Here is a 26606-nt window from a genome sequence, read left to right as displayed (position 1 = left end):
CTGCACCATGGCAATGAGCATGAAAGGTGATTTCACCGACAACCTCGGCAAGATCTACACGATCTACGTCGGCGGCTTCGCGTTCTTCGTCGTCCTGATGGCCATCTTTGAAGCGATCGGCATTCCCGACCGTTTCATCATGTGGAGCTACATGGCGGCGACTATCGGCATCTATGCCTTCATCGGCATCATGTCCCGAACAGCGCAGGTCTCGGAATATTACGTTGCAGGGCGGTCCGTTCCAGCCATCTACAACGGCATGGCAACCGGTGCAGACTGGATGTCCGGTGCCAGCTTCGTCGGCATGGCCGGCACGCTCTTCGTGCTGGGCTACGACGGCCTTGCCTATGTTCTGGGCTGGACTGGCGGCTATGTGCTGGTGGCCGTGCTTCTGGCACCCTACCTGCGCAAGTTCGGTGCCTACACGGTACCTGACTTCCTCGGCACCCGCTACGGCGGCAACGCGGCTCGCCTTGTCGGCATTGTCGTGCTGTTCTGCTGCTCCTTCACCTACATCACTGCACAGGTTTATGCCTCCGGCATTATCGCCTCTCAGTTCCTTGGTATCGATTTCGGTATCGCGGTCTTTGCAGGCCTTGCCGGCATTCTTGTCTGCTCCATGCTGGGCGGCATGAAGGCTGTGACCTGGACGCAGGTGGCGCAGTATATCGTGCTGATCGTCGCCTACCTGCTTCCGGCAGTCTGGATGTCAACCGTACAGTTCGGCATCCCGGTGCCGCAGCTCACCTACGGCGGCGCCCTGACGCAGATCGCGGAGTACGAGCAGCTGCTTGGCGTGGCCAAGTCGCATGTCGCACCCTTTGTGAACCTGTCACCGCTGGACTACTTCAGCCTGATCTTCTGTCTGATGGTCGGCACCGCTTCGCTGCCGCACATCCTGATGCGCTTCTTCACGACACCGACGGTACGTGAAGCACGCAAGTCGGTGGGCTGGTCGCTGTTCTTCATCTTCCTGCTGTACTTCACGGCACCGGCCTACGCTGCCTTCTCGAAGTTCAACCTGATGGGTCTCTTCGTCGGGGCAGGGGCTGATTCCCAGTATCAGCTGGCATTCACCGCCATCCCGGAATGGATGCTGCAGTGGGGCTCAATCGCTGGTCACCAGCTGGTGACGATCTGCGGTGTGAAGGCTGAGACGCTTGCGGCCATCCAGGCGGCCTGCGAGGCCAAGGGCTTTGCCAACGGCTTCCCCTATGCCGAGCTGAAGCTCAACAACGACATGATCGTGCTCTCGACCCCCTCGATTGCCGGCATGCCGGTGTGGGTGGTTGGTCTCGTCGGTGCCGGCGGTTTCGCTGCAGCTCTGTCCACTGCGGACGGCCTGCTGCTCGCCATCGCCAATGCGCTGTCGCACGACGTCTACTATCAGATGATCGATCCCAAGGCCGACGCCAAGCGCCGCCTGATGATCTCCAAGATCCTTCTGATCGTGGTCGCTCTGGCTGCAGCCTTCCTGGCACGCACCAAGCCGTCGGACATCCTGTCCATGGTGGCGTGGGCTTTCTCCATCGCTGCTGCGGGGCTCTTTGCACCGCTGGTACTTGGCGTCTGGTGGAAGCGCGCAACCAATCTGGGCGGTATCATGGGCATGGTCGCCGGTTTCGGGATCACCATGTACTACCTGATCGGCAACGTGTACGGCTTCGACTTCGTCAAGGGCACGGGCGACGAGATCAGCTGGTTTGGCGTGAAGGCCATCTCTGCCGGTATCTTCGGTGTGCCGGTTGGCTTCCTCGTTACCTATCTGGTGTCGCTGGTCACGCCTGCCCCCAGCCAGGAAATGCAGGACTTCGTTGACCGCTTGCGTCTGCCGAAGGGCGGTACCATGATGGTTGCCGGGCACTGATCTACCATAAGAAAAATGGCGCAGGGTCTTTGGACCCTGCGCTTTTTTGTCTCTGCCGCCGGCACGTGCGGCAGGCCTCAAAAAACAGGAAGCGTTCATGCAGCACCAGCAGGCATCCGCCGCCAGCGGCGTCCTCTATCTGGCGGGCACCTATCTTCTGGCCGTCGTTACATTTCTCGTGGGCGGGGCCCCGGGCGTCGTGGCGGTTTTTCTCGGCGGCACCTATGCCCTGTCGGCCATTGCGGCTTTTCTCTTTGCGCGCGGATTGCTCGAATTCGTCTTCGGCAGCGACCGTCAGATCACCTTCTTCGTGGTTCTGCGGCAGATTACAAATCCGTTCCTCGCGCTCATAGCGCCGCTGACTCCCGGATTTCTGATGCCCTTCGCCGCGTCTCTCTACGCGGCCTTCCTGTTCTTTTTCCTGAAGCTGTTCCTGTTCGGGGATGCGTTTCTGGGGCTACCGCCGCTGCTGTTCCCGGCCTATCTCACACTCGCCTCGCTGTTCGGCGGATGAGGATGCTTCAAGGCTGCTCCATGGCCGCCTGCCACTCGTCGAGAAACCTTGCTCGTGTCAGTTTGTCCAGTTGAGCCAGCAGGCCGGGATCAAGGCGGATTGGCCGCAGATGCGGGCGCTCGGTGTAAATGCCCGGATCAATCGGCGGCAGTCCGGCCCGTTCTGTCAGCAGGCTCTGGCCTGAGGGAGAAACAAGAAACGCCAGGAAATCCTGGGCAAGGCCGGGGTGGGGGGCGTTTGAGGGGACCAGAGCCGTTCGCAGGAGCGTGATCGTGTAGTCCTCGAGCTCGATGACCTCGAAGCCCTCACGCGCCACCTTGTCACGCGGGAGATAGCTGCCCAGAACATTATAGGCCATGAAGATCTTCTTCGTCTGCACGTCCGCGATCATTTCGCCCGAGCAGCAATAGAGTCGTGCATCAAGGCGGCCCATCACTTCTGCAAGGCGCCAGAAGGTGTCGCTCATGCGTGCGTCCTGCGCCGCAAAAGGTAGCCGGCGCCTGCAACGGCCGGGTCATAGGTGCCGATGCGCCCCCGGAACCGGTCCGGATGGTCGCGCATCAGATTGATCAGGTCCCGGCGTGTGCGAGGAACCGGCAGCCCGCCTTCCAGCGCTTCATCGGCCAGGAGCACGACGGCGGGCTCCTGCGCCACCCCGACCAGCCGGTCCCGCCAGCGGGCCCAGGGCGGCCGGGTGGAGATGATGTCCTGCCGCAGTGGCTGGGTCAGGCCGTCATTTGCGAGCTTCATCTGAAGGTCCATGGCCGAGGAAATGACCAGGTCGAAGATTTCCCCTTCCTTCGCCACCGCGTCATAAAGTCCCTGACTGGGTGAAACGATGTAATGCACGGCAATGGACGGGTGCTCCCGGATGTAGCCCTCGATCACCGGCTGAAAGACATCAATGTCCGTGCTCGATACGATACGGATTTCATTGGGGGCCGATGCGGAGCCGAACTGTTTCTCCGCTTCTATGACAAAACCATGCGCCTGCACCTGAAGTGCGAGGAATAGAGAAGCAGAAGCAATGAGATGCGCCGCTTTTCTGAAACGGTTCTTTAGAAGTTGAATTCTTGCGGGAACTGGTCGAGCAGGTTTCATGCGCTTTCCTCCTGCAAGCTTGCGAGTGGCAGCACCAGCGTTGCAAGTGCGCCGCCTCCTTCAGCCGGAACCAGGCTGAATTGCCCGTTCATCACGGCAGCCGCCTCCGTCACGATCGTCAAGCCGAGGCCGGAGCCGATCACGTCTTCAACATTCGTTCCCCGCTGGAAACGGCCCGAGAGCATGCCTCCACTCTGACCATCCAGTCCCCGGCCATGATCGCGGCAGGTCAGAATGGCGATCTGCTCCTGTCTTTGCAGTGTCAGATGAATGTCAGTGTCCGGCGGTGAGTACTTGATGGCATTGTCGATGAGGTTGCGGATGGCAGCCTCCAGCAGCACTGCGTCGCCAAAGGTGAGCAGGGGCTCTTCCGGGCACGAAAGCAGGATGTGAATGTCCTTGAGGTCTGCCGTTGTCCGGTAGCGTTCTGCAAGGGCTGCCGTCACACGGCCCAGATCGATCTGGCTGAAACTCTGCTGGCCTGCACGATAGGCGACGGTGGCGTGGTCAAGAAGCTGGCTGGTGGAGCGGGCACCTTCGTCAACGGCCCGGATCAGACCGCGCATGCGCTGGCGCATGGCCTCATCGGAAGCAAGGCGCAGGGCAAGTTCTGCTTCGCTGCGAATGGTGGTCAAGGGGTCCGGATGTGGTGGGCCGCCTCTGCGATGAAAGTCTCCGTCTGCGCCAGGGTACCTCGCAGGCGGGTGATGAAACTGTTGAGAGCAGAGATGAGCGGCACAAGCTCTGCCGGGGCAGGGTGGCGCACCGGACGCAGGTCCCGCGGGCCGCGCCGCTCCATCGCAGCGGCAAGCTTTTCGATGGGCCGCAGCAGGCGGGAGGCCGCCAGCAGCGACAGGGGAATGGCGGCGAGGAACACGGCAAGGCCAAGTGCGGCAGCCCGGTTTGCAAGCCGTGCCGCAATGGTATTCTGCGCTTCCCGTGTCTGCCCAACCATGACCAGAAGCCGCACAGGCCCTTCATCGATCACCAGATTTCGGGCGACCGCGGCGATGCGCAGCTCGGCATCCCGGTAGGATGCGGTGTAAAAGACCGGCTCGAGCGAAGAGGGGGCCTTTTCAGGTTCGGGCAGATCCTCGTAGCCGGTCAGATCACGCCCACCGATCATGATGCGGTAGAAAATCCGCTCCTCGCCCATCGCGGACAGGATGGAGAAAGTGCCGGATGGCAGTTCCACCAGCGGGCCGCCATCGACGCTTCGCAATTCCTCGGCAATCGCTGTTGTCGCAGCCCCCAGGATGCCATCCAGGGTCGCTTCCGAAGCCTGTTCCGAACTGATGCGGACGGCAAAGAACAGGGCAATGGCGAGAATGGCGGAAAGACCCAGAAGCTGGGTGATCAAACGGCGGCGCAGGGACGGAGAATAGGGCGGGGCGCTGCCTTCGCCAGCCTTCTGCCCGTCTGCCCCCGGCCTCATGTGCCCGTCAGCCTGTAGCCAAGGCCGCGCAGGGTTTCGATGCGCACTGCACTGCCTTGCAGTTTCTTGCGCAGCCGGCCCACGTAAACCTCAATGGCATTGTCGGTGACCGGTTCGGAGTAGGAAAACAGACGGTCGCACAGATGGTCTTTTGACAGGATACGCCCGGGCGCGGCCAGAAACACCTCGAAAAGCCGGAGTTCGCGGCTGCGCAGCTCCCGGCTTTCGCCTGCAACGATCACCTGACCGGCAAGTGGATCGAACACCACATCGGCGAAGCGCTGCTGCGAATTGGGACTGCCGCCACGCCGGCGCAGGACTGCCCTGCAACGGGCTTCCAGTTCCGCAAAGTCGAAGGGCTTGGTGATGTAGTCATCAGCGCCCATGTCGAGCGTGCCGACCCTGTCGGACACCGCAGAGCGTGCCGTCATCACGATCACCGGTGTCGCATCACCCTTCTGCCGCTGCGCTGAAAGAAATGCACGCCCGTCTCCGTCAGGAAGCATGATGTCGAGCAGGATCAGATCATAGGCCGCAGACGTAAGGCACGAGCGCGCGCTTTCAAGGTCAGGCGCATGGTCGACGGCATGCCCCTCCAGCGTCAGCCGTTCGTGCACGGAACGCGCAAGGTCCCCATTGTCCTCGATGAGCAGGAACCGCAAGGCCAGATCCTCAAATTTATACCTGTGACAGGTTTGTGTCAGGTTTGGACCAAACTATGGCGGGACGCAAGAGGTCCGGATAGGCCTTGCGGACTGATGACATTTCCCCAGGGAGGAGAACCAGGGATGAAAAATACGCTTAAGGCGCTTGCTCTTAGCGCCATGATCGGTGCTGGCATGACCACTGTTGCTGCGGCAACCGAGTGCATCGCACCGGCAAACCCCGGCGGCGGCTGGGACTTCACCTGCCGTCAGATCTCCCAGATCATGTATGAAATCGGTGCTGTGCCGAATCCGGTGCAGGTCACCAACATGGCTGGTGCCGGGGGCGGCGTGGCCTACACCCACGTTGTGGCCGAGCGAGGAGATGATGCCGATCTGTTCGTTGCTGCGTCCTCTGCAACGACTACCCGTCTTGCCCAGAACGCCTTCTCGGGCATGACGGCAGACCAGGTGCGGTGGCTCGGCACCATCGGTGGTGACCCTGGCGTCATCGTCGTGGCCAAGGACAGCCCTTACAAGACCATCAATGACCTGATTGAGGCCGTGAAGGCTGATCCGTCCAAGAACGCCTTCGCCGGCGGCTCGGCCGTGGGTGGCTTTGACCACCTCAAGGTTCTGATGATGATGAACCGGGCTGGTTTCAAGGATGCCCGCGCCATCAAGTACATTGGCGTGGACGGTGGCGCTGACGCCATCACCCAGACCGTTGGCGGCTTCACCGCTGCCATGACCGGCGACATTTCGGAAATCTCCGGCTTCCTCAAGTCCGGCGACGTGCGTGCGCTGGCTGTCTTTGCCGAAGAACGCGTGGAAGCCTTCCCGGACATCCCCACAGCGAAGGAGCAGGGTGTGGACCTCGTCGCCATGAACTGGCGCGGCGTGTATGTCCCGAAGGACATCTCTGACGAAGAGTTCAAGGTATGGTCCGACCGCCTGCAGAAGGTTGCCGCCTCCGATCAGTGGAAGAAGGTCATGGCTGACAACGGTCTTGCTCCCTACACCCTGGTCGGCCCGGACTTTGAAGCCTGGGTTTCGAACAACATCGCGGAGATCCAGCAGATTTCCCGGGATATCGGGATCATCAAATAATGAAGGGTGACCGGATCTTTGGTCTGGTCATGATTCTGCTGGCGCTGGGGTATCTCTCCAGCGCCACTCAGATCGAGACCAGTTTCCTGTCGGACCCGATCGGTCCGCGGGTGTTTCCCTATATCATCGGCGGCGTGACCATTCTCGCCTCCCTCACCATGATCCTGCGTCCTGATCCGGACGTGGAATGGCCCTATGGGCTGATGCTTGCGAAGCTCGGCTTCACGCTCGTGCTGCTGCTGGCCTATGCGATGATGATCCGCCCACTGGGCTTCATCATTCCGACTTTCATCGTCGCAGGCATCATCAGCTACCAGATCGAGGCGCGGCCGGTTCCGGCATTCCTGACCGGCGCAGGCCTCTCCATCGGGCTGTTCGTGCTTTTCAAGTTCGTCCTCGGTCTCGGCCTGCAGGCTTTGCCGCGCGCCCTGATGGGGTGAGGAGACATCATGGATATCCTGTCTAATCTCGCGCTCGGATTCTCCGTGGCGCTGACGCCGACTACCCTGTTCCTGGCGATTGTCGGCTGTTTCCTCGGGACCATCATCGGTGCGCTGCCGGGCCTTGGCCCCTCAAACGGTGTTGCACTGCTGATCCCGATTTCCTTCACGCTTGGCCTTGATGCCATGTCGGCACTGGTGCTGCTGACGTCGGTCTATTACGGCTGCATGTATGGCGGGCGTATCTCGTCGATCCTGCTCAACATTCCTGGCGACGAGCCGGCAATGATGACGACGCTGGACGGCTATCCCATGGCCCGCAAGGGACGGGCAGGGGACGCATTGGTCATTTCGGCTGTTGCTTCCTTCGTTGGCGCGTTTCTGGCAACCGTTGGCCTGATGGTCATGTCGCCGCTGCTGGCCCGCGTCGCCTTCAAGTTCGGACCGGCTGAATATTTCGCCCTCTATCTGCTGGCCTTCTGCACGCTGGGCGGTCTTGGCTCGAACAATCAGGCAAAGGCGGCTCTCGCTGCAGCTCTGGGCCTTGGCCTTGCCATGGTCGGTCTCGACAAGACCACCGGCATGCCGCGCTTCACATATGGTGAGCTGCATCTAATGGATGGCATCGACTTCCTCGTCGCCATCGTTGGTCTCTTTGCCGTCTCGGAGATTTTCTTCTTCATCGAGAGCCACGGCAAGAACAGCGCCATCGGAGTGAAGATCGAGTCCAGCCGGATTCCTTGGGCAGACATCTGGCTGACCCGCTGGACCATGCTGCGTGCAACCGTCATCGGCTTCATCGCAGGTGTTCTGCCGGGCGCGGGCGCGTCTCTTGGCTCCTTCCTCGCCTATGCCGGCGAAAAGGCGATTGCCAAGGACAAGCACACATTCGGAACCGGCAACCCGAAGGGCATTGCAGCCCCTGAGGCTGGTAACAATGCGGCCGCTGGTGGCGCGCTGATTCCCATGCTGACCCTTGGCGTTCCGGGTTCGGGCACCACGGCGGTACTGCTCGCCTTGCTGCTGACGCTCAACATCACGCCTGGTCCGCTGCTCTTCACAGAGCGGCCGGAAATTGTCTGGGGACTGATCGCCTCGCTTTTCATCGGCAACTTCGTGCTTCTGTTCCTCAACATCCCGATGGTGAAGATCTTCGTGCACATCCTGTCGGTGCCGAGCTACATCCTGCTGCCAGGCGTGACGATGATTGCCTTCGTCGGCATCTTCTCGCTGACCGGCTCGTCCTTCGACATGCTGATGATGGTGGGCTTTGGTGCCCTGGGCTACATCCTGCGCAAGCTGGATATCCCGACCGTGCCGGTGATCTTGGGCATTCTTCTGGGCAACCAGATGGAAGACAACCTGCGCCGCGCCATGGTTCTGTCGGATGGGGACTGGACTTACCTGTTCTCTTCGGGCATTGCCATTGGTCTCTGGACTGCGGCCGTGCTGGGCTTCCTTGCCCCCATCTTCCTGCGCCGTTTCCTCAAGAAGCCGCTGCCGGACAGTGAGACGGCTGTCGCAGATGTAGCGGCTGCAGACAAGGACTAAGACATGACCACTCGCGTGCTGGTGCCTTCAGGTGTCCTCGGGCTGGGGTTTGACCGGGAGGCGCTGGCCCGCGGCGTGCGTCTCCGCCCCGACATCATCTGCATTGACGGCGGATCCACGGACAGTGGTCCCTTTTCACTCGGGGCGGGGGTATCCAAGTACTCCCGCGCCGCGACCAAGGCCGAATGGCGCGACCTGATGAAGGCCCGCGCCGAGGCCGGCGTTCCTCTCGTCATCGGCACGGCCGGCACCTGCGGTGCTGATGCGACCGTGGACTGGATGTACGAGATCACCCGCGAACTGGCGGCCGAACTCGGCCAGAACCTGAAAGTTGCGCGGGTCTATTCCTCTCAGCCGGCGGAGCGTATCATCAAGGCGCTGGAAGATGGCCGCATCAGGCCGCTGACACCTGCGCCGGAAATTTCCGCCGAATTGATCAGCTCACTTTCCAACATTGTGGCTCTGGCCGGTGCGGAACAGATCCAGGCCGCGCTTGAGACCGGTGCTGACATTGTCATCGCCGGGCGCACAACCGACACGGCCACAATCTGTGCCTTGCCGCTTGCCCGTGGTGAACATTCAGGCGGTGCCTGGCATGGGGCCAAGATCGCTGAATGCGGTGCGCTTTGCTCCACCAACCCCACCTCCGGTGTGATCATGGTGGACTTCGACAAGGACGGGTTCACGGTGGAGCCGCTGGCTGAAAATGCCGCCTGCACACCCCATTCCGTTTCTGCCCACATGCTCTACGAGAACTCCGATCCTTATCAGCTCTATGAGCCGGGCGGCTATCTTGATGTGCGCGGTTCGCGCTACACGGCGCTGGATGAGCGCCGTGTGCGGGTGGAAGGCTCACGCTGGGTCGAGGGGCCGTACACGGTGAAGCTGGAGGGCGCGCGTGTCGCCGGATACCAGACCACCATCATGGCGATCTTGCGCAACGACCGTTATGTGCGCGAAGCCCGTGCCTGGGTGGACCGGCTGACCGGTTTCCTCACGCGCGAGATCAGCTCCCGCATGGGGCTGGAGCCGGGCGCCTATGATCTGCAGTTCCGCCTGATTGGCGTGGACGGGGCTCTGGGCGCCATGGAGAACCGCAAGGGGGATCCGGTGGAGATCGGCGTGCTGGGCATCGTCACTGCTGAAACGCAGGCGATTGCTGCCGAGATTGGCAAGCTGATCAATCCTTTCGTGCTGCATTATCCGCTGACGGACAACGAGGAACTGCCGACTTTCGCGTTCCCTTATTCTCCGGCCCAATCGGATCGTGGCGCGCTCTATGAGTTTGCCCTCAACCATGTGCTGGAACTGGACGACCCCATGTCCGCCTTCCGCATTGACGTGACGGAGATCTGAGATGGCACGGCTGGGTGATATCGTCCTGAAGGTCCGCTCCAAGAATGCCGGTCCCTTCTGGGTAACCGTGGATGTTTTTTGCGGCTCTGACGAGGTGTTCAAGCGGGTTGTGCCGTCGTTGAAGACGGCGGATGTGGCAGCACTGTTCCACACTGAACCGCAGTTGTTGAAGCGCTTCGATATCGAGGACCTCTCGGTCATCAAGTTCAGCTTCCCGCGCCCGGTGGTGCAGGGCAGCGCGAATGACCGGGACATGCACGGCGCACAATGGGCCGTTCTTCTGGAAGAGGCGGATGTGAGGATCGGCTGAGCCGGACTTCCTGCCCGCTGGTTCAACGCTAACTGCTGCAAGAGTGACCGGCTGCCGCCAGATTGCGGCAGCCGGTCTTTTCTGTTTCAGCCCTTCATCGCCGCCATGGCCTGTGCCAGGTCCGCGATCACGTCACGCGTGTCTTCAAGCCCGATATGCAGGCGCACGCTCTGGCTGAGCGGCACCGGCGTTCCGGCGGTGCGCAGGCCCTTCAGCTTCACCGGAATGGCCAGGCTTTCAAAGCCGCCCCAGGAATAGCCAAGACCGAACAGCTTCAGCGCATTCAGGAAGGTGATGGCCTGCTGCTCCGTGACCTCCGGTGTGAAATCAAAGGCAAAAAGCCCGCAGGCGCCTTTGAAATCGCGCTTCCACAGGGCATGGCCAGGGTCTTGCGGCAGGGCAGGATAGCGAATCGCCGCCACGCAGCTCTGCTCCGCCAGCCAGTTTGCCACTTCCAGCGCGTTGCGCATGTGCCGTTCAAGACGAACCGACATGGTCCTGAGGCCGCGCAGGGCGAGATAGACATCGTCCGGCCCCACATGCAGGCCAAGGTTGCCGTGCATTTCCAGCAGTCCTGGCCAGGCGCGGGCACTGGCCGCTACCGTGCCGATCATCACGTCCGAGTGGCCGACGATGTATTTGGTGCCAGCCTGGATCGACAGATCAACCCCATGGGCCAGCGGCTGGAAGAACACAGGCGTTGCCCAGGTGTTGTCCATCAGCACGAAGGCGCCCATTTCACGAGCCGCAGCGGCGATGGCCGGAACATCCTGCATTTCGAAGGTGAGTGAACCTGGCGCTTCAAGGAACACCGCCTTCGTATTGACCTTGAACCGCTTTCGGATGCCATCAGTTGTCCAGGGCTCGAAATACTCCACCTCGATGCCGTAGCGCGGCAGAACCGTGTCACAGAAATGCCGCGTGGGCCCGTAGACGGTATCTGCCACCAGAAAATGATCACCGGCCTTGAGACATGAGAGGCAGGCGAGGGAAATCGCATTGAGGCCGGATGTGGCGAGTTTGGCGCCGGCTGCCCCCTCGATCGCAGCGATGGCTTCCTCCAGTGCCTCAGTCGTGGGTGTGCTCCGGCGGCCATAGGAATACTTCTGCGCTCCCGGCGCCATGGCTTCGACGCTGGGGAAAAGGACGGTGGAAGCATGGACGACTGGCGGGTTCACGAAGCCGTGAAAATCATCCGAATGACGGCCTGCGTGAACGAGCGCTGTGTCCAGTTTCTGATCAATTTCTGCCATTTTGTTACTCGTGTTGACTTTCTATGCAGCGGGAGGTGGAGAGGGGGCGTGTCTTGCGATGAAATAATCGTTTTACCACTCTGCGGCCTCTTGACCCGTCGCGTCAAATGCCATCGAATGGCCACATTAGGGCTCGGGTGGCGGTGCTGTTCCGACTTCGCGTTTAGCGCGAGGGAGGACTGGAGCCCGGCATAGCCGGGCAGGGGGTCCAGCAGCTGGAAAAGGCGTCGCGGATTGCCCGGGTCCTGATGAAAAACACAGATGGGTAACAAAAAAGGCTGCAAATCCATGAAAGCGAAATTCATTCCGATGATGCTCGGTGCGACCGTCGTTGCTGCTGCTGCTGCGACCTCCGCGTCCGCCGGCACGCTCGATGATGTCAAGGCCAAGGGCTTCATTCAGTGCGGCGTGAGCCAGGGTCTGCCCGGCTTCTCCAATCCGGACGCTCAGGGCAACTGGAGCGGTCTTGACGTGGACGTCTGCCGTGCTGTTGCAGCAGCCATCTTCGGTGATGCCAGCAAGGTCAAGTACTCTCCGTTGAGCGCCAAGGAGCGGTTTACCGCCCTGCAGTCGGGTGAAATCGACATGCTGTCGCGCAACACCACCTGGACGTCCTCACGTGATACCTCGCTCGGCCTGAACTTCACCGGTGTGACCTACTATGACGGCCAGGGCTTCCTGGTGCGCAAGTCGCTGGGCGTGACTTCGGCTCTGGAACTGTCCGGCGCTTCCGTCTGCACGCAGACCGGCACCACGACCGAGCTGAACATTGCGGACTACTTCCGCTCCAACAACATGCCTTATGAAGTCGTCGCCTTCGAGAAGGCCGACGAAGTGATCAAGGCCTATGACGCCGGCCGCTGCGACGTGTTCAGCACGGATGCTTCGGGTCTCTATGCCGAGCGTCTGAAGCTCGCAAACCCGGCAGATCATGTTGTTCTTCCGGAAATCATCTCCAAGGAGCCGCTTGGCCCGGTGGTCCGTCACGGCGACGACCAGTGGTTCGATCTGGTGAAGTGGAGCCTCTTCGCCATGATCAACGCCGAAGAGCTTGGCATCACCTCTGCCAACGTGGAAGAGATGAAGTCTTCCGAGAACCCGGAGATCAAGCGTCTTCTCGGCGCCGAGGGTGACTTCGGCCAGCAGCTTGGCGTGGGCAATGACTGGGTCGTCAACATCGTCAAGGGTGTCGGCAACTACGGCGAGTCCTTCGACCGCAACGTCGGTCCGGACACCCCGCTGGGCATCGCACGTGGCCTGAACGCCCTGTGGACCAAGGGTGGCCTGCAGTACGCTCCGCCGGTCCGCTAACCGCCAGACTTGACGGGGTCCTCACGGATCCCTGGATCTGCGTCCCGGCCGGTGAAAGCTGGCCGGGACTTGCGTAATCAGGATGCCGGCAAAGACTGGGAATCCAGCGGCCGGTATCAGGGGACAAAACTGCCGTTACTCTGTCGACGGGGTCTGGAGAACGGCGAACGCATGACAGGTGCCGCAACAAGAGCACCGGTGCGTCTTTGTTTGGCGAGGGAATATGGCAACTCGGGAAAACGGCGCAGCATCCTCCAGCCGGGGATCGCTGGTCAACGACCCGCATGTTCGAGGCATTTTCTTTCAGCTGCTGCTGATCACGGTTCTGGTGGTGGTTGGCTATGTGATCGTGTCCAATACGATTGCCAATCTGCAGCGTCAGAACATTGCCTCAGGTTTCGGGTTTCTTGACCGGGTCTCAGGATCTGGCACTTCTCAAAGCCTGATCGAATATTCGGAGTCTTCCACGTTCGGTGATGCCCTCCTGGTGGGCTTCCTCAACACGCTGCTTGTTGCCGTCATCGGCATCATATTTGCGACGGCTTTCGGCTTTGTCGTCGGCGTGGCGCGCCTGTCGAAGAACTGGGTTATCTCACGGCTGGCGTATTGTTACGTCGAGCTGCTGCGCAACATTCCGCTGCTGCTGCAGATCTTCTTCTGGTATTTTGCTGTCTTGCGTGCCGTGCCGGGCAAGCGGGAAAAGTGGTCTCTCTTCGACACTTTCCATCTGAACATCGCCGGTATCTGGCTGCCCAAACCGGTGTTCGCGCCTGGCTCTTCCGCGATCGGAATTGCTCTCCTCATCGCAATCGTGGCGTCCATCGTGATCAAGTCCTGGGCCCGCAAGCGCCAGGAGGCAACGGGCAAGCAGTTCCCGATCTTCCTGACGGCTTTCGGTCTCATCATCGGCATGCCGCTCATTGCCTATCTGGCATCAGGCATGCCCGTGTCGTTCCAGCACCCGGTGTTCAACGACAGTGGCCCGATCCTGCAGCGTGGCTTCACGCTTGGAACGGGCATGACGCTGATACCCGAGTTCATGGCGCTGACACTGGCGCTGGCCATCTATACCTCGGCCTTCATTGCCGAGATCGTGCGCGCGGGCATTCAGGCCGTCAGCCACGGCCAGACAGAAGCGGCCCATGCTCTGGGCCTGCGCAATGCACCAACCCTGCGGCTTGTCATCATCCCGCAGGCGATGCGCGTGATCATCCCGCCGCTGACCAGCCAGTATCTGAACCTGACGAAGAACTCGTCGCTCGCTGTTGCTATTGGCTTCCCCGACCTCGTGTCGCTTGGCGGTACGGTTCTCAACCAGACCGGTCAGGCAATCGAAGTCATTGCGATATGGATGATGATCTACCTGTCGCTCAGCTTGATCACGTCTGCCTTCATGAACTGGTATAACCAGAAGATGGCTTTGGTGGAGCGGTAAGGATGAACACCATGGCTGAAACCAAATCTGCATTTCATATCCGCACGGAGGAGGCCCCGCGCCTTCCCGCGCCGGTATCGACCGCCGGTGTCATCGGCTGGATGAGAACAAACCTGTTTTCCTCCATCGGCAACACCATCCTGACCTTGATCGGCATCCTCATTGCTTATCTGCTGATCGAGCCGCTCATCCAGTTTGCGTTCATCTCGGCAGTCTGGACCGGTGAAAATCGCAATGCCTGTCTCGTGCCTGAAGGCTCAGGCCAGACAATCGGCGCCTGCTGGGCTTATGTGAAGGCTTACTTCCCGCAGTTTATCTATGGCCGCTATCCGGCGGATCAGACGTGGCGGGTGGATATTGTCTTTGCACTCTTTGCAGCCACGCTCATTCCCCTGGCGATCCCGTCAGTGCCGTTCAAGCGGCTGAACGCGGTGCTGTTCATCGTCGGTCTGCCGGTGGTTTCCTACTACCTGCTGACGGGTCTCGTGATCGGAGACAAGGTTATCCTGCCGATTGTCGAGACCTCCCTGTGGGGCGGTCTTCTGGTGACGCTGGTGATCGCGGTGACGGGCATTGCCGCCTCTCTGCCGCTTGGCATTCTGCTGGCCCTTGGGCGGCGCTCCAACATGCCGGTGATCAAGCTGTTCTCGGTGATTTTCATCGAGTTCTGGCGTGGTGTGCCTTTGATCACCGTGCTGTTCATGTCCTCGGTGATGCTGCCGTTGTTCCTGCCGGAAGGCATGAGCTTCGACAAGCTGCTGCGCGTGCTGATCGGTGTGACGCTCTTCTCCGCGGCCTATATGGCGGAGGTTGTCCGTGGTGGCCTGCAGGCCATTCCGAAAGGGCAGTACGAGGGGGCAATGGCGCTGGGGCTGCGGTTTTGGCAGATGATGCGGCTCATCATCCTGCCGCAGGCGCTCAAGCTCGTCATTCCAGGCATCGTGAATACGTTCATTGGCCTGTTCAAGGATACGACACTGGTTCTGATCGTCGGCATGTTCGACCTTCTGGGTCAGATCCAATCCTCGTTTACCGATCCGACCTGGGCAACGCCGGTCACCAGCCACACAGGTTATCTGTTTGCTGCGGTGATCTTCTTTGCCTTCTGTTTCGGCATGTCCCGCTACTCCATCTACATGGAGCGGCGGCTGAACACGGGCCACAAACGCTAGAGCGACCGTTGACAGGCTGGCGCGGATTGCCGCGCCGCCTCCGATCCCTGGATATTCTGGAGTAAACCCATGAGTGAAAACGCAGTCTCAGACACTGAAATCGCGGTTGACCGCAGCAAGATGACCGTCTCCGACACGGATGTGGCGATCGAGATCAAAGACATGAACAAGTGGTACGGGGATTTCCACGTGCTGCGCGATATCAATCTTAAGGTCATGCGCGGTGAGCGCATCGTTATCTGCGGGCCGTCCGGTTCGGGCAAGTCGACGATGATCCGCTGTATCAACCGTCTCGAAGAGCATCAGAAGGGACAGATCATCGTCGATGGCATCGAACTGACCGATGACCTGAAGAAGATCGACGAGATCCGCCGTGAGGTTGGCATGTGCTTCCAGCACTTCAACCTGTTCCCGCACCTGACCATTCTGGAAAACTGCACGCTTGCCCCGATCTGGGTGCGCAAGATGCCGAAGAAGCAGGCCGAGGAAATCGCGATGCACTACCTGACCCGGGTGAAGATCCCCGACCAGGCGCACAAGTATCCCGGGCAGCTCTCCGGCGGCCAGCAGCAGCGTGTGGCCATCGCCCGCTCGCTCTGCATGAACCCCAAGATCATGCTGTTCGATGAGCCGACCTCGGCGCTCGATCCGGAAATGATCAAGGAAGTGCTGGACGTGATGGTCAACCTTGCCGAAGAAGGCATGACCATGCTCTGCGTCACTCACGAAATGGGCTTCGCCCGCAAGGTCGCCAACCGCGTGATCTTCATGGATGCCGGCCAGATTGTGGAAGAGAATGAACCGGAGCAGTTCTTCCTCAATCCGCAGCACGAGCGTACGAAGCTGTTCCTGAGCCAGATCCTGCATCACTGATCTGGAAAAGCCCGGGCCGGTCTTCCGGCTGGCGCGCAAAGGTGAAAGTCAGGCCCCGTACCTCACGGTTCGGGGCCTGACTCATTTACGGGTGGGGAGATACTGAAGAAAAAGACACTGCATTTTTTAACAGTATCCGCCTGATTGCTGCCGTTATTTTTTGTTCTGTCTTGCAAATTCCACCTTCAAGGAATTGCCGTAAACAACCTGTAAGTCATGTCTGACGGAAATGCCTTCAGATTTACTTGGCGTTATCAGGGATAAGGCATTCTGGACATGGATATCACCGGCCGTTCGTTATTGTCTGCCGCAGAGGGTTGTTCGACGCATGACTGTTCCCAGAGCTTTTCGCCATCTTCCTGCAAGAGGTCTCGCCTGTTCTGCAGCCGCATTGGTTCTGACGGCTTGTCTGCCGGCCGCTGCGCAGGATGGCAGTTTGCCGTTCGATCTGATTGGCAAGTGGAAGGCTGAGGAGATACAGGGCGCGGCGCCGCAGAGCGGCGCAGACAGCATTCTGGAGATTGAAGAGGCCGGCACAGTGGCGGGCTCCGGCGGCTGCAACACAATCTTCGGGCAGGTTCGTCAGGGCGGCGGCGTTCTGAAGATTGGCCCGCTGGCGGTCACCCGAAAGGCCTGCGCTCCTGCCATCATGGATCAGGAGCGCAAATTCGTTGAGGCGATCAACGCGGCCACAGATTACCGGGGTGAGCGCGGCTCTCTCACGCTGCTCAACGCCAAATCCGAACCGGTGCTGCGTCTGTCGCTGATGTGACGCTGGCAACCTTTCCTGAAAACAAAGGCCCGCGTCAGTTTCTGACGCGGGCCTTCTGTCTTTCGCGGCCAAATGCGAGGCGCGTCAGTCCGTGACGACGGGAGTGTCCGGCAGGCTGCCCCATTCGCTCCATGAGCCATCATAGAGGCTCAAATCCTTGTGGCCGAGAAGGGTGAGGGCGAGGGTGATGACCGCCGCAGTGACGCCCGAGCCGCAGGAGGTGGTCACCGGGCGCGACAGATCCACACCAGCGTCCAGGAACACCTGCCGCAGACCATCGTTTGACTTCATCGTGCCATCTGCATTCAGAAGCTCGGTAAATGGCGTGCTAAAGGCGCCGGGCATATGGCCGGAGCGAAGGCCCTCGCGTGGCTCTTTCACTTCCGCCCGGAAGCGGGCACCGGCGCGGGCGTCGAGCACCTGACGGCTGCCGCTGTCGACAATCGCCCGCATGGCGTCGATATCGGTCACGGAGCCATTGTGCAGGCGGGCGGTGAAGTGGCGTTCTGGCCGTGTCACCTTGCCATCTTCCACCGGACGCCCCTCGGACTTCCACTTCGGCAGGCCGCCGTCGAGAATGAAGACGCGTTCTGCACCCATGGTCTTCAGCATCCACCAGCCGCGCGGGGCTGAGTAGAGACCGACCGTGTCGTAGAAAACCAGCGTCATGCCGTCGCCCACGCCGAGCTTGCGCATCATGGATGAGAAAGCTGTCGGTTGCGGCAGCATATGGGGCAGGGGGCTTGCCTTGTCGGCAATGGCGTCAATGTCGAAGCGGATGGCACCCGGAATGTGCTCTGCCAGATATTCCGCATTGGCATCACGGCCCGTGTTGGGCAGGTGCATGGAGGCATCCAGCACGAGGACATCGGGAGCATCAATGCGGCTGGCGAGCCATTCGGTGCTGACGAGGGGCGGGCGGTTCATGCTGGATCTCCGGTGCTGCTGGGCAGGTCTGGTTCTGGAAAAGGGATCAATCAGCCAGGCGGATGCGTATCCGCCGGTTCAGCTTGCCCTTCTTGTCGAGCTTGGTGACCTCTACGAGGCCGATCTCGGATGTGCGCGACACATGCGTGCCGCCACAGGGCTGGAGGTCGAAATCCTCGCCGATGCGTACAAGGCGCACCTTGCCGTTGCCACGCGGGGGACTGACACTCATGGACTTGATGAGGCCGGGATTGGCGTCCAGCTCTGCATCCGTGATCCATTCGGTGCTGATTGCCATGTCGCGGCTGATTGCCTCACGGATGGCTGCCTCAATGGCGCTGCGTTCCGGCGGCTCGGGAATATCAAGGTCGATGCGGCTCTCCTCGGCGCCGATCTGGCAGCCGGTGATCTTGGTCCGCAGCACGGCGCAAATGATGTGGAGAGCAGTGTGCATGCGCATGAAACGGTAGCGCTGCGCCCAGTCCACATGCACGGTCACGGCCTCGCCTGCATCCGGCAGGGCCTCGCCTTCTACGGGAATATGGCGGTGGCCAGTCTTGCCATCGGCATAGAGGGCCGTGGCGATGGCAATCCGGCTGCCGTCGGCCCGCTCCAGATAGCCGCTGTCTCCGGGCTGGCCGCCGCTGGTGGCGTAGAACACCGTCCGGTCCAGTACGATAGCGCCATCTCCGGTAATCTCGACCACCCGCGCTTCGCAGCTGCGCAGGTAGGAATCATCGCGGAAAAGGGGCTCGGTCATTTGAAAGGCTCCGGTATCGGATAGGGCGGGGCCGCACGGTAGCACGCTCTGCCGCCGCCGCAAGCCTTGAAAGGACGTCCCGTGAGCCAGTTGTCTTAAAGGATCGGCGAAAAGAGCCGGGCGCTCTGGGCAAGTACCCTGAAGGCATAGGAGCGCTTGTCGAGATCGTCCGGTCCGGTCTGCCTTGCGCGGGCAAAGTCCTGTTCCAGCATGGCCGCGATCTGGCTGATGAAGCCGGGGCTGGTGAACCAGAGGGTGATTTCGAAATTGATCCGGAAGGAGCGATTATCGAAGTTCACGGTTCCGACAGACGCCAGCTCGTCATCCACGAGCACCACTTTCTGATGCAGGAAGCCCTCGAAATAGCGGTAGACCTTGATACCGTGGTTCACCATGTCATCCGCATAGGCGTGGCTGGCCAGCCAGACAAGCCTATGGTCGGCCTTCTGCGGCAGCAACACCCGCACATCGACGCCTCGCATGGCGGCTGCGTAGAGCGCCGTCTGCATGTCCGGGCCGGGCACGAAATAGGGGCTGACGATCCATAGCCGGTGACGGGCGCGGGAGATGGCCTCCGTGAAGGCGATGGAGCAGTCTTCCAGCGGATCGGCCGGGCCCGTCGGCATCACCAGCACCGCTTCGTCGCCGGGGGATTCGTAAGGGCCAGGAGAGAAGAAATCCAGCGGCTCGCCGCAGGCCCAGTGCCAGTCCTCGGCAAAGGAGAGTGTGCAGCCGAGCGCTGCCGGGCCGCTGATCTTCACATGGGTGTCGCGCCAGTGTCCGAAATCCGGGTCCTTGCCCAGATATTCGTCGCCCACATTGTGCCCGCCGACCCAGGCATGCCGGTTGTCCACGACGACGACCTTGCGGTGGTTGCGGTAGTTGATCCGCATTGGCCCCAGAATGCGCAGATAGTGATGGGTTTCGTTGAAGCCAGAGACATGGATGCCGTTGCGGCGCAGGCGGCGGATGTAGGCCTTGGGCAGGCCCTTGGAGCCGATCTCGTCATAAAGGAAATAGACCCGGACGCCTTGCCGGGCCTTTTCGATCAGAAGGTCCGCCAGCGTGCGGCCCAGCACATCGCTGCGCACGATGAAGAACTGTACCAGAACCACTGTTTTTGCCTCGGAAATCCCCTGCAGGATCGAGGAAAACGTGGCATCGCCATCGATCAGCAACTCGCAGCGGTTGCCGGACATGAAGGGCAGGTTGGCGACGCGCGACAGCACCTGCCAGTCCGTTGTCGCCTCTTTGTCGGCAATTCCGATCTGCCGCGCACGGCGGCTGCGCTCGTCGCGTCCCATTTTGCGCTGCACATCGGCATAGTCGTCGAACTGCTTCCAGCCAAAGACGAGATAGAGAAAGATCGTGGGGAAGGGCAGGAAGAACAGCGACAGAAGCCAGGCGATGGTGCCTTGCGACGTGCGGCTGTTCATTACTTCCCGCACGGCGCAGATGGCTGCAAGGGTGTAAAGCGCTGCCGTAACCGCGGCGATGATGCCGAGATTGTTCAGAATTGTATCGGCGAGAGAGACATCCGTGAGGACATCCCGGCCGATGGACGTGGCAGCGCCCTCCATGGGCGTGGTCCTTAAGTCAGAGGAAAGGCGCCTTCAGCCCGGACCGGCTCTCCAGCCACGCCGGAACCGGCAGGGACTTGGAGCGCAGGAAATCCGGATTGTAGAGCTTGGACTGATAGCGCGAGCCGTGGTCGCACAGGATGGTCACGACCGTGTGGCCGCGTCCCAGATCCCGCGCAAGACGGGCCGCACCGGCGATGTTGATGGCGCTGGAGCCGCCGAGCAGCAAGCCTTCATGCTCGGCCAGATCAAACAGCAAAGGCATGGCTTCCTCGTCGGTCACCAGATAGGCCTTGTCCACCTTGATGTCCTCGATAATCGGGGTGACGCGGCCGAGGCCAATGCCTTCCGAAACGGAGCCGCCGGGAGAGGATTCCGCCTTGCCGGTGGTGAAGAGAGAGTACATCGCTGCTCCGCGCGGGTCGGCACAGCCAATCACGATGTCCTGCTTTTGCTCGCGCAGATAGGTCGAGGTGCCCGCCAGCGTGCCGCCGGTCCCTACCGCGCAGATGAAACCATCCACCTTTCCGTCCGTATCGCGCCAGATTTCCGGACCGGTGCTGACGAAATGGGCCTTGCGGTTGTCCAGGTTGTTCCACTGGTCGGCAAACAGGACGCCATTGGGCTCGCTCTTCGCCAGTTCTTCGGCGAGGCGGCGGGCGACATGCTGGTAATTGTTCGGGTCGGAGAAGGGCTTCACCGGCACTTCAACCAGCTCAGCGCCTGCAAGGCGCAGCATGTCCTTCTTTTCCTGACTCTGGCTGTCCGGCATGACAATGACGGTCCGGTAGCCACGTGCACGGGCGACAAGCGCAAGGCCAATGCCAGTGTTGCCGGCTGTACCTTCGACGATCAGGCCGCCGGGCTTCAGATCGCCGCGCGCTTCTGCTTCCAGGATCATCTGCTTTCCGGCGCGGTCCTTCACCGACTGGCCGGGGTTCATGAACTCCGCCTTGCCCAGGATCTCGCAACCCGTCTCGTCGGAAAGCCGGTTGAGACGGATGAGCGGGGTGTTGCCGATGGCGTCGACGGCGGAGGAGTAAAGGGTCATGGTGATCCGGTGGTACTGTTTTCTGGTTGAAACGGCTTGTGCGCAAGCTAATGGTCCAAAGGCGCCGGATCAAGTAACGCGGCTGCAATCTGACGTGTCATGCGTGGAAGGTTTTTCTGCATCTTCGCTTAAATGGAAACGGAAAACCCCCGTCTTGGCCCCGGCGGCATCTTGCCGGAAAGGGGCAGTTTATCTAGGTTTCCTTACTAACACGCAGAAAGACGTGATCCGGGCACCAAAGATCGCCGTAGAGCATAAAAAGCTGCTCACCAAAAGATGGCACCTAGGCACTTAAATGGAAACTACCACTGGACTGGACGAATTGCTGGCAGGATATGTCGCCGGAAGGCTGGCAGAACCCGCACGCGTCCTCGTATCATCTCATCTGGAATTGTCGCCCCGTCATCGCGGATATGTCCGTTCGCTCGAGGCCCTGGCCGGTGCGGAGCTGGACACCACCGCTCCGGTGGAGCTGACCAGCCGGGATGCCCGTCTTGAGGCGATCCTCGGCCTTCCGGCCATGCCGGAGCGGGCCATTCAGCCCTGCGAGTCCTTCGACCCGCGCCTTCCTTCCAGCCTGCGTGGCCTGCTGGGCCGCAACACGCTGGAAGGCCTGAAGTGGCGCAGCCTCATGCCGGGCGTGAAGGAGTTCAAGTTCGGTGAGATGGATGGCTGCACGGCAAGCCTTCTTTGGATCAAGGCCGGCCGCGCCGTGCCGTCCCACACCCATGACGGCCAGGAACTGACGCTGGTGCTGCAGGGCGGTTTCTCGGATCTCGGATGGCCATTATGTGCGCGGCGATCTGGCCTTTGCCGATGATCACGTCGATCACAAGCCCATCGCCGATGACGATGAAGACTGCATCTGTTTTGCCGTGACCGAAGGTCACCTGCGCCTCACCGGTCCGCTGGGCCGCCTCATCGCGCCTTTCATGCGGATGTGAGGGAAGGGCCCAGGCTGGGGCTGGACGGGCCCACCATGTTGCTGCCGCGCGTATCGGCAGATGCGGGAACCCTCAAGATCCAAAGCCTGATTTTCTCCGTAGAAACTCCAGATACAGGAGTTTCATGTGACAGATTATACGGCAATCCCTTCAGACGGTTCGGCATGGATCACAGGCGCCAGTTCCGGCATCGGGCGGGCGGTGGCTCTGGAGCTGGCGCAGGCTGGCTTCAAGGTTGCGGTGACGGCCCGTTCTGCCGAAGCGCTTGAGAGCCTATGCCGTGAGGCAGAAGGTCTGTCCGGCTCCATTCATGCCTATCCCGGCGATGTGACGGACGCAGCTGCCATGGCTGCCATTGCATCGCGGATTGAGACGGAACTTGCACCGCTTGCTCTCGTCATCGCCAATGCAGGGGTCTATATCCCGGTCGATGGGCTGGACGGTTCACCCGAAGCATACGCCAAAACCTTCGATGTCAATCTGAAGGGAACGGTGCATGTGGTGCTGCCCGCGATTGCCGCCATGAAGGGCCGGGGACGCGGCCAGATCGCTATTGTCGCCTCTGTCGCAGGTTACAGCGGGCTTCCCACTTCGGCAGCTTATGGAGCGACCAAAGCCGGTCTGATCAATCTGGCAGAGAGCCTGAAGTTCGATCTCGACCGGGCCGGCATCCGCATTCAGGTGGTTTCGCCCGGCTTTGTCGATACGCCTGCTACAAAGGAAAACCCTTTCCCCATGCCGCATCTGATGCCCGTGGATGAGGCCGCCAAGGCGCTCGTGGCGGGGTTGAAGGCGCGTAAAGGCTTCGAGATTTCCTTCCCCAAAGCCTTCGTGCGGCAGCTCAAGTTTCTCCGGATTCTGCCCTACAGCCTCTACTTTCCGCTGGTTGCCAGAGCCACCGGCTGGAGCCGCAAGGGGCAGTGAGCAAAGAGGGACAGTGCCAAACTCAGATCTGCCCGCCCTGAGCCTCGCCGCTGACCGGCCTGTCCTTCCAGCGCAGACGGTGTTCCAGCTGACGCATGGCGACAGATAGGGTGACGGTCATCGACAGATAGATCAGCGCGACGAGATTATAGGTCTCGAAATAGCGGAAGTTTCCGGCGGCTGCGATTTTGCCGAGCTGGGTTATGTCGGTGACGCCGAGAACCGAAACGAGGGAACTGTCCTTCAACATGGCAATGAAATCATTGCCGAACGGGGGCAGCACCACGCGCAGGGCCTGCGGGGCAATGACCAGTTGGAAGCGCTGCCAGCCATTGAGCCCAAGAGCCTTCGCAGCCTCTACCTGACCGGGCGCAATCGAGACGATACCGGCCCGGAACACCTCCGCCAGAAAGGCGGAATAGGCAAGGATCAGGGCGGCAACGGCACGCCAGAGCAGGGAGACATCCCGCGTCTTCACGTCACCAAGACCAAGGTTCCCCGCGATCCAGTTCCAGCCTTCCACCAGCAGGGGAACGCCAGCAAAGGCAATGTAGAGCAGCAGCACGATGATCGGGATGCCGCGGATCAGTTCCACATAGAAGCGGACAAACTGACGGACGACGGCAAACCGTGACAGGGTGCCGAGCGCCAGCAGCAACCCGAGCAGTGAAGCGCCGGTGAAAGCCGTGGCGGTGACCATCAACGTTATGCCGATGCCCCGCGACAGAGTGGACAGAACCTGTGCCTGTTCCGCGTCTCCCAATGCCTGCGCAAAGGCATAGGCGACCAGAAGCCCCATGGCAGCCAGCCACCAGGGAAACTCTGAGCCGGACGGTTGGCCGCCGCCATGGCGTGGCCGTGCCCCCGGCTTGGTGCGGACGGGTCCCATCACATGTCTCCTGCGGCGGCGCGCTTCACTGGCCCATCTTGTAGTCGAGCAGCCATTTCTTATCGAGTGCGGCCAGGGTGCCATCAGCTTTCATCGACGCAATGGCGGCATTGACCGGGGAGACCAGATCCGAGCCCTTGGGGAAAATGAAACCGAAGTCTTCCGTGCCGAGCTTTTCACCGACAATCTTCAGCGCGCCATTGGAGGTTGAGACATAACCTTCCGCCGCCGTGCTGTCGGTCAGTACAAGGTCCACATCCCCGGCTCTGAGCGCGGCAACGCCAGCGCCGAAGGTCTCGAATTTCTTGATGCGCGGGTTGGCCTCATCGCCGTCGAGCACTTCGTAGACGCCGACATAAAGGGTGTGGTGCCCGGCTGGGCGGCCATAAGCAGGTCCGGGTCAGCGGCAAAGCCCTTGGCATCGGCAAACCGGGCTTCATCGGCGCGCACCAGCATGACCATTTCCGAACGCATATAGGGATCGGAGAAATCCACCTTGTCCTTGCGGTCGTCGCGGATGGTGATGCCATTCATGGCGAAATCATATTCCCCTGCGGCAATGGCAGGGATCATCGCGTCCCAGCTGGAGTTCTGGAAGGTGATCTTGGCATTGAGCCGCTTTGCGATCTCCGCAACCGCATCATACTCCCAGCCCACGGCCTTGCCGTTGCTGTCCATGAACTGCAGCGGCGGATAGGCATTTTCCGTCAGTACCGCGATTTCCCGGCCCCCAGATCCGGCAGCTCTGCCGCCTGGACAAGGTTGCCGGTGAAGGGCAGCACCGAAACGGCGAGGGCGGCAAGGCGGATAAATCGCGGCAGAAAGGCGGTCATGGGTCAGGCTCCCGTTGACGTGAAATGTGTTCCCGACTGTTAGCCGTGAAGGCTGGCTGCGGCAAGCGTGACGGCGAGCAAGGGATCAGTTCAAAAGAAAAAGCCGCCCCGGCGTTATTGCGGGGCGGCCCGGAATGGCAAAGCTGTTTTACCCCGCCTTCGCATAAACGATCTGGCGCACGTCGATGTTGCCAGAGCGGAAGCCGGCTTCGCAGTAGTGAAAATAGAACTCCCAGAGCCGCTTGAACCGGTCGTCGAAGCCGAGCGGAGAAATGCGCGGCCAGGCCTCGCGGAAGCGCTCGCGCCATTCGGCAAGGGTGCGAGCATAATCCTGCCCGAAGATGCGTTCCGCCGACAGTTTCAGCCCCTGCCGTCCGCCGATTTCCTGCAATTTTCCCGGGGGCGGCAGCATGCCGCCGGGGAAGATGTAGCGCTGAATGAAGTCCGGGCGGCGGGCGTAGTCCTTGAACATGGTATCCTGAATCGTGATGATCTGAAGCCCGGCCAGCCCGCCAGGCTTCAGGCAGGACGACACCTTGTTGAAATAGACCGGCCAGTATTCCTTGCCGACCGCCTCGAACATTTCGATGGAAGCGATGCGGTCATAGATGCCTGTTTCATCGCGGTAATCCTGAAACGCGACTTCAACCTTGTCGTTGAGGCCAGCCTTGAAGATGCGCTCGCGGGCATAGTCATACTGCTCTCGGGAAATGGTGAGGGCCCGCACATTGGCGCCGATCTCGCTGGCGGCAAACTCGGCAAAGCCGCCCCAGCCGCAGCCGATCTCCAGCACCTTGTGGCCCGGCTTGATGCCGGTGGCCTCGGCCAGAGCCATATATTTCTTGCGCTGTGCCTCTTCCAGCGTGTCGGTGTTCTCATCGAACAGGGCGGAGGAATAGGTCATCGAGGGATCGAGCCATTCCCGGTAGAAGGCATTGCCAAGGTCGTAATGCGCCGAAATGTTCCGCTGCGATCCCTTGCGGGTGTTGCGGTTGAACCAGTGGCGCAGCGTGACAGCCAGGCGGAACAGCGGGCTGCCCTGCAGCTTCTCCACTGTTGCATCGCGGTTGACGCAGAAAAGCTCAAGGAAGGTGGTCACGTCCGAGCTGGACCAGTATCCGGCCATGAAGGCTTCGCCCACACCCACGTCACCGCCTTCGGCTGCCATGCGCACGAAGCGCCAGTCGTGGACGGTGAGATCAGCCGTGGGGCCGGGCTCCTTGCCTTCGATGCGGAAGGTTTGGCCATCCGGCGTCGTGATCGTCAACACGCCATAGCGCAGGGCAAGCACGATGCGCATGCCCATGCGCACAAAGCGGGGCAGGCCGGAGAGCACTTCGCGGGCGTTGGCCTGGGTCAGATGAACGACCCGCTGCGATCCGGCTGTGGCCGGGGAGGGCAGAGAGGAGGCAAAAGACATGTCGGTCTCCATCAGGCTTTCCCGTAGAACTGTTTATGTACGGACGCGTCCGGCTTTCGTGCCTGTTTCGCGCCGCTGCCTGCCGCAGGTGCGGTGGCAGATGTCTTTGAATGAAAACGTATACCCTTGAGCCA

27 protein-coding genes and 1 pseudogene are annotated in these 26606 nt (G+C 60.9%); 15 read left to right on the top strand and 13 right to left on the bottom strand.

The window, feature by feature from the left end; translation table 11 throughout:
- The first annotated feature begins 7 nt into the window (after positions 1–7).
- The gene (locus ACQB61_RS10020; RefSeq protein ID WP_430512515.1) at positions 8–1867 is read left to right on the top strand and encodes a sodium:solute symporter family protein; all 1860 of its coding nucleotides are present in this window, start codon (positions 8–10) and stop codon (positions 1865–1867) included.
- Positions 1868–1964: 97 nt separating this feature from the next.
- Entirely contained in the window at positions 1965–2381 is a 417-nt protein-coding gene (locus tag ACQB61_RS10015; RefSeq protein ID WP_430512514.1) for a hypothetical protein, read from the top strand.
- 7 nt (positions 2382–2388) lie between these two features.
- On the opposite strand, the gene ACQB61_RS10010 is transcribed toward ACQB61_RS10015, so the two are convergent.
- The 5 genes from ACQB61_RS10010 to ACQB61_RS09990 all read right to left on the bottom strand — a co-directional run bounded on the left by ACQB61_RS10010 (position 2389) and on the right by ACQB61_RS09990 (position 5579).
- Positions 2389–2847, bottom strand: coding sequence for an ABC transporter substrate-binding protein (locus tag ACQB61_RS10010; RefSeq protein ID WP_430512513.1), 459 nt, complete (start codon positions 2845–2847; stop codon positions 2389–2391).
- The gene (locus tag ACQB61_RS10005) at positions 2844–3377 is read right to left on the bottom strand and encodes an ABC transporter substrate-binding protein (RefSeq protein WP_430512512.1); all 534 of its coding nucleotides are present in this window, start codon (positions 3375–3377) and stop codon (positions 2844–2846) included. Before ACQB61_RS10005 ends, ACQB61_RS10010 begins: the two co-directional genes overlap by 4 nt.
- 101 nt (positions 3378–3478) lie before the next feature.
- The gene (locus ACQB61_RS10000; protein WP_430512511.1) at positions 3479–4117 is read right to left on the bottom strand and encodes a sensor histidine kinase; all 639 of its coding nucleotides are present in this window, start codon (positions 4115–4117) and stop codon (positions 3479–3481) included.
- On the bottom strand, positions 4114–4917 hold the full coding sequence (locus ACQB61_RS09995) for a sensor histidine kinase N-terminal domain-containing protein (protein WP_430512510.1): 804 nt from the start codon (positions 4915–4917) through the stop codon (positions 4114–4116). The genes ACQB61_RS10000 and ACQB61_RS09995 overlap by 4 nt, the downstream gene beginning before the upstream one ends.
- Positions 4914–5579 (bottom strand): response regulator transcription factor, encoded by a 666-nt coding sequence (locus ACQB61_RS09990; RefSeq protein WP_430512509.1) that lies wholly within the window; start codon positions 5577–5579, stop codon positions 4914–4916. Before ACQB61_RS09990 ends, ACQB61_RS09995 begins: the two co-directional genes overlap by 4 nt.
- A gap of 126 nt (positions 5580–5705) precedes the next feature.
- On the opposite strand from ACQB61_RS09990, the gene ACQB61_RS09985 reads away from it, so the two are divergent.
- Genes ACQB61_RS09985 through ACQB61_RS09965 form a run of 5 tightly spaced genes read left to right on the top strand, consistent with a single transcriptional unit; the run spans position 5706 to position 10328 of the window.
- Positions 5706–6671 carry a Bug family tripartite tricarboxylate transporter substrate binding protein gene (locus ACQB61_RS09985; protein WP_430512508.1) on the top strand — a complete coding sequence of 322 codons (966 nt, stop codon included), beginning with the start codon at positions 5706–5708 and terminating at the stop codon, positions 6669–6671.
- On the top strand, positions 6671–7111 hold the full coding sequence (locus tag ACQB61_RS09980; RefSeq protein WP_430512507.1) for a tripartite tricarboxylate transporter TctB family protein: 441 nt from the start codon (positions 6671–6673) through the stop codon (positions 7109–7111). Before ACQB61_RS09985 ends, ACQB61_RS09980 begins: the two co-directional genes overlap by 1 nt.
- Before the next feature lie 9 nt (positions 7112–7120).
- Positions 7121–8662, top strand: a complete 1542-nt coding sequence (locus ACQB61_RS09975) for a tripartite tricarboxylate transporter permease (RefSeq protein ID WP_430512506.1) — start codon at positions 7121–7123, stop codon at positions 8660–8662.
- A 3-nt stretch (positions 8663–8665) separates the two neighbouring features.
- Complete coding sequence (locus ACQB61_RS09970; RefSeq protein WP_430512505.1) at positions 8666–10018, top strand: acyclic terpene utilization AtuA family protein; 1353 nt, start codon at positions 8666–8668, stop codon at positions 10016–10018.
- Position 10019: 1 nt separating this feature from the next.
- Positions 10020–10328, top strand: coding sequence for a DUF4387 family protein (locus tag ACQB61_RS09965; RefSeq protein WP_430512504.1), 309 nt, complete (start codon positions 10020–10022; stop codon positions 10326–10328).
- Positions 10329–10414: 86 nt separating this feature from the next.
- Here ACQB61_RS09965 and metC read toward each other — a convergent pair whose 3' ends face one another.
- On the bottom strand, positions 10415–11581 hold the full coding sequence (metC, locus tag ACQB61_RS09960) for a cystathionine beta-lyase (protein WP_430512503.1): 1167 nt from the start codon (positions 11579–11581) through the stop codon (positions 10415–10417).
- Between the two features lie 309 nt (positions 11582–11890).
- Here metC and ACQB61_RS09955 point away from each other — a divergent pair, with 309 nt between their 5' ends.
- From ACQB61_RS09955 to ACQB61_RS09935, 5 genes are all read left to right on the top strand, one after another.
- Entirely contained in the window at positions 11891–12892 is a 1002-nt protein-coding gene (locus ACQB61_RS09955; RefSeq protein WP_430514341.1) for an amino acid ABC transporter substrate-binding protein, read from the top strand.
- Positions 12893–13115: 223 nt separating this feature from the next.
- Entirely contained in the window at positions 13116–14327 is a 1212-nt protein-coding gene (locus ACQB61_RS09950) for an amino acid ABC transporter permease (RefSeq protein WP_430512502.1), read from the top strand.
- A 2-nt stretch (positions 14328–14329) separates the two neighbouring features.
- The gene (locus ACQB61_RS09945; protein ID WP_430512501.1) at positions 14330–15499 is read left to right on the top strand and encodes an amino acid ABC transporter permease; all 1170 of its coding nucleotides are present in this window, start codon (positions 14330–14332) and stop codon (positions 15497–15499) included.
- A gap of 69 nt (positions 15500–15568) precedes the next feature.
- On the top strand, positions 15569–16372 hold the full coding sequence (locus ACQB61_RS09940; RefSeq protein WP_430512500.1) for an amino acid ABC transporter ATP-binding protein: 804 nt from the start codon (positions 15569–15571) through the stop codon (positions 16370–16372).
- A 436-nt stretch (positions 16373–16808) separates the two neighbouring features.
- Positions 16809–17144: an META domain-containing protein gene (locus tag ACQB61_RS09935; RefSeq protein WP_430512499.1), complete on the top strand. Its 336-nt coding sequence runs from the start codon at positions 16809–16811 to the stop codon at positions 17142–17144.
- 84 nt (positions 17145–17228) lie between these two features.
- Here the strand turns inward: ACQB61_RS09935 and sseA are convergent, their stop codons facing one another.
- The 4 genes from sseA to ACQB61_RS09915 all read right to left on the bottom strand — a co-directional run bounded on the left by sseA (position 17229) and on the right by ACQB61_RS09915 (position 21462).
- Positions 17229–18071 carry a 3-mercaptopyruvate sulfurtransferase gene (gene sseA, locus ACQB61_RS09930; RefSeq protein ID WP_430512498.1) on the bottom strand — a complete coding sequence of 281 codons (843 nt, stop codon included), beginning with the start codon at positions 18069–18071 and terminating at the stop codon, positions 17229–17231.
- Positions 18072–18117: 46 nt separating this feature from the next.
- Positions 18118–18831, bottom strand: coding sequence for an alanyl-tRNA editing protein (locus ACQB61_RS09925; RefSeq protein WP_430512497.1), 714 nt, complete (start codon positions 18829–18831; stop codon positions 18118–18120).
- Positions 18832–18926: 95 nt separating this feature from the next.
- Complete coding sequence (gene cls, locus ACQB61_RS09920) at positions 18927–20411, bottom strand: cardiolipin synthase (RefSeq protein WP_430512496.1); 1485 nt, start codon at positions 20409–20411, stop codon at positions 18927–18929.
- Positions 20412–20427: 16 nt separating this feature from the next.
- Positions 20428–21462 (bottom strand): cysteine synthase A, encoded by a 1035-nt coding sequence (locus tag ACQB61_RS09915; protein WP_430512495.1) that lies wholly within the window; start codon positions 21460–21462, stop codon positions 20428–20430.
- Between the two features lie 295 nt (positions 21463–21757).
- Between ACQB61_RS09915 and ACQB61_RS09910 the strand changes: the two genes are divergently transcribed.
- The 3 genes from ACQB61_RS09910 to ACQB61_RS09900 all read left to right on the top strand — a co-directional run bounded on the left by ACQB61_RS09910 (position 21758) and on the right by ACQB61_RS09900 (position 23330).
- Complete coding sequence (locus ACQB61_RS09910; RefSeq protein WP_430512494.1) at positions 21758–22282, top strand: cupin domain-containing protein; 525 nt, start codon at positions 21758–21760, stop codon at positions 22280–22282.
- Positions 22254–22406 (top strand): hypothetical protein, encoded by a 153-nt coding sequence (locus ACQB61_RS09905; protein ID WP_430512493.1) that lies wholly within the window; start codon positions 22254–22256, stop codon positions 22404–22406. Before ACQB61_RS09910 ends, ACQB61_RS09905 begins: the two co-directional genes overlap by 29 nt.
- A gap of 126 nt (positions 22407–22532) precedes the next feature.
- A complete protein-coding gene (locus tag ACQB61_RS09900) occupies positions 22533–23330 on the top strand; it encodes an SDR family NAD(P)-dependent oxidoreductase (RefSeq protein WP_430512492.1) in 798 nt (265 codons plus the stop codon).
- 22 nt (positions 23331–23352) lie between these two features.
- Here ACQB61_RS09900 and ACQB61_RS09895 read toward each other — a convergent pair whose 3' ends face one another.
- The 3 genes and pseudogenes from ACQB61_RS09895 to ACQB61_RS09885 all read right to left on the bottom strand — a co-directional run bounded on the left by ACQB61_RS09895 (position 23353) and on the right by ACQB61_RS09885 (position 26472).
- Positions 23353–24129 (bottom strand): amino acid ABC transporter permease, encoded by a 777-nt coding sequence (locus ACQB61_RS09895; protein ID WP_430514340.1) that lies wholly within the window; start codon positions 24127–24129, stop codon positions 23353–23355.
- 115 nt (positions 24130–24244) lie between these two features.
- Positions 24245–25052: pseudogene (locus ACQB61_RS09890) on the bottom strand (transporter substrate-binding domain-containing protein).
- Positions 25053–25200: 148 nt separating this feature from the next.
- Positions 25201–26472 (bottom strand): class I SAM-dependent methyltransferase, encoded by a 1272-nt coding sequence (locus ACQB61_RS09885; protein WP_430512491.1) that lies wholly within the window; start codon positions 26470–26472, stop codon positions 25201–25203.
- Positions 26473–26606 lie beyond the last annotated feature (134 nt).

Origin of the sequence: Pannonibacter phragmitetus, assembly GCF_050510895.1 — a bacterium.
GTDB classification, from domain to species: Bacteria; Pseudomonadota; Alphaproteobacteria; order Rhizobiales; family Stappiaceae; genus Pannonibacter; species Pannonibacter phragmitetus_B.
This window is presented reverse-complemented; position numbering and strand designations above follow the sequence as displayed.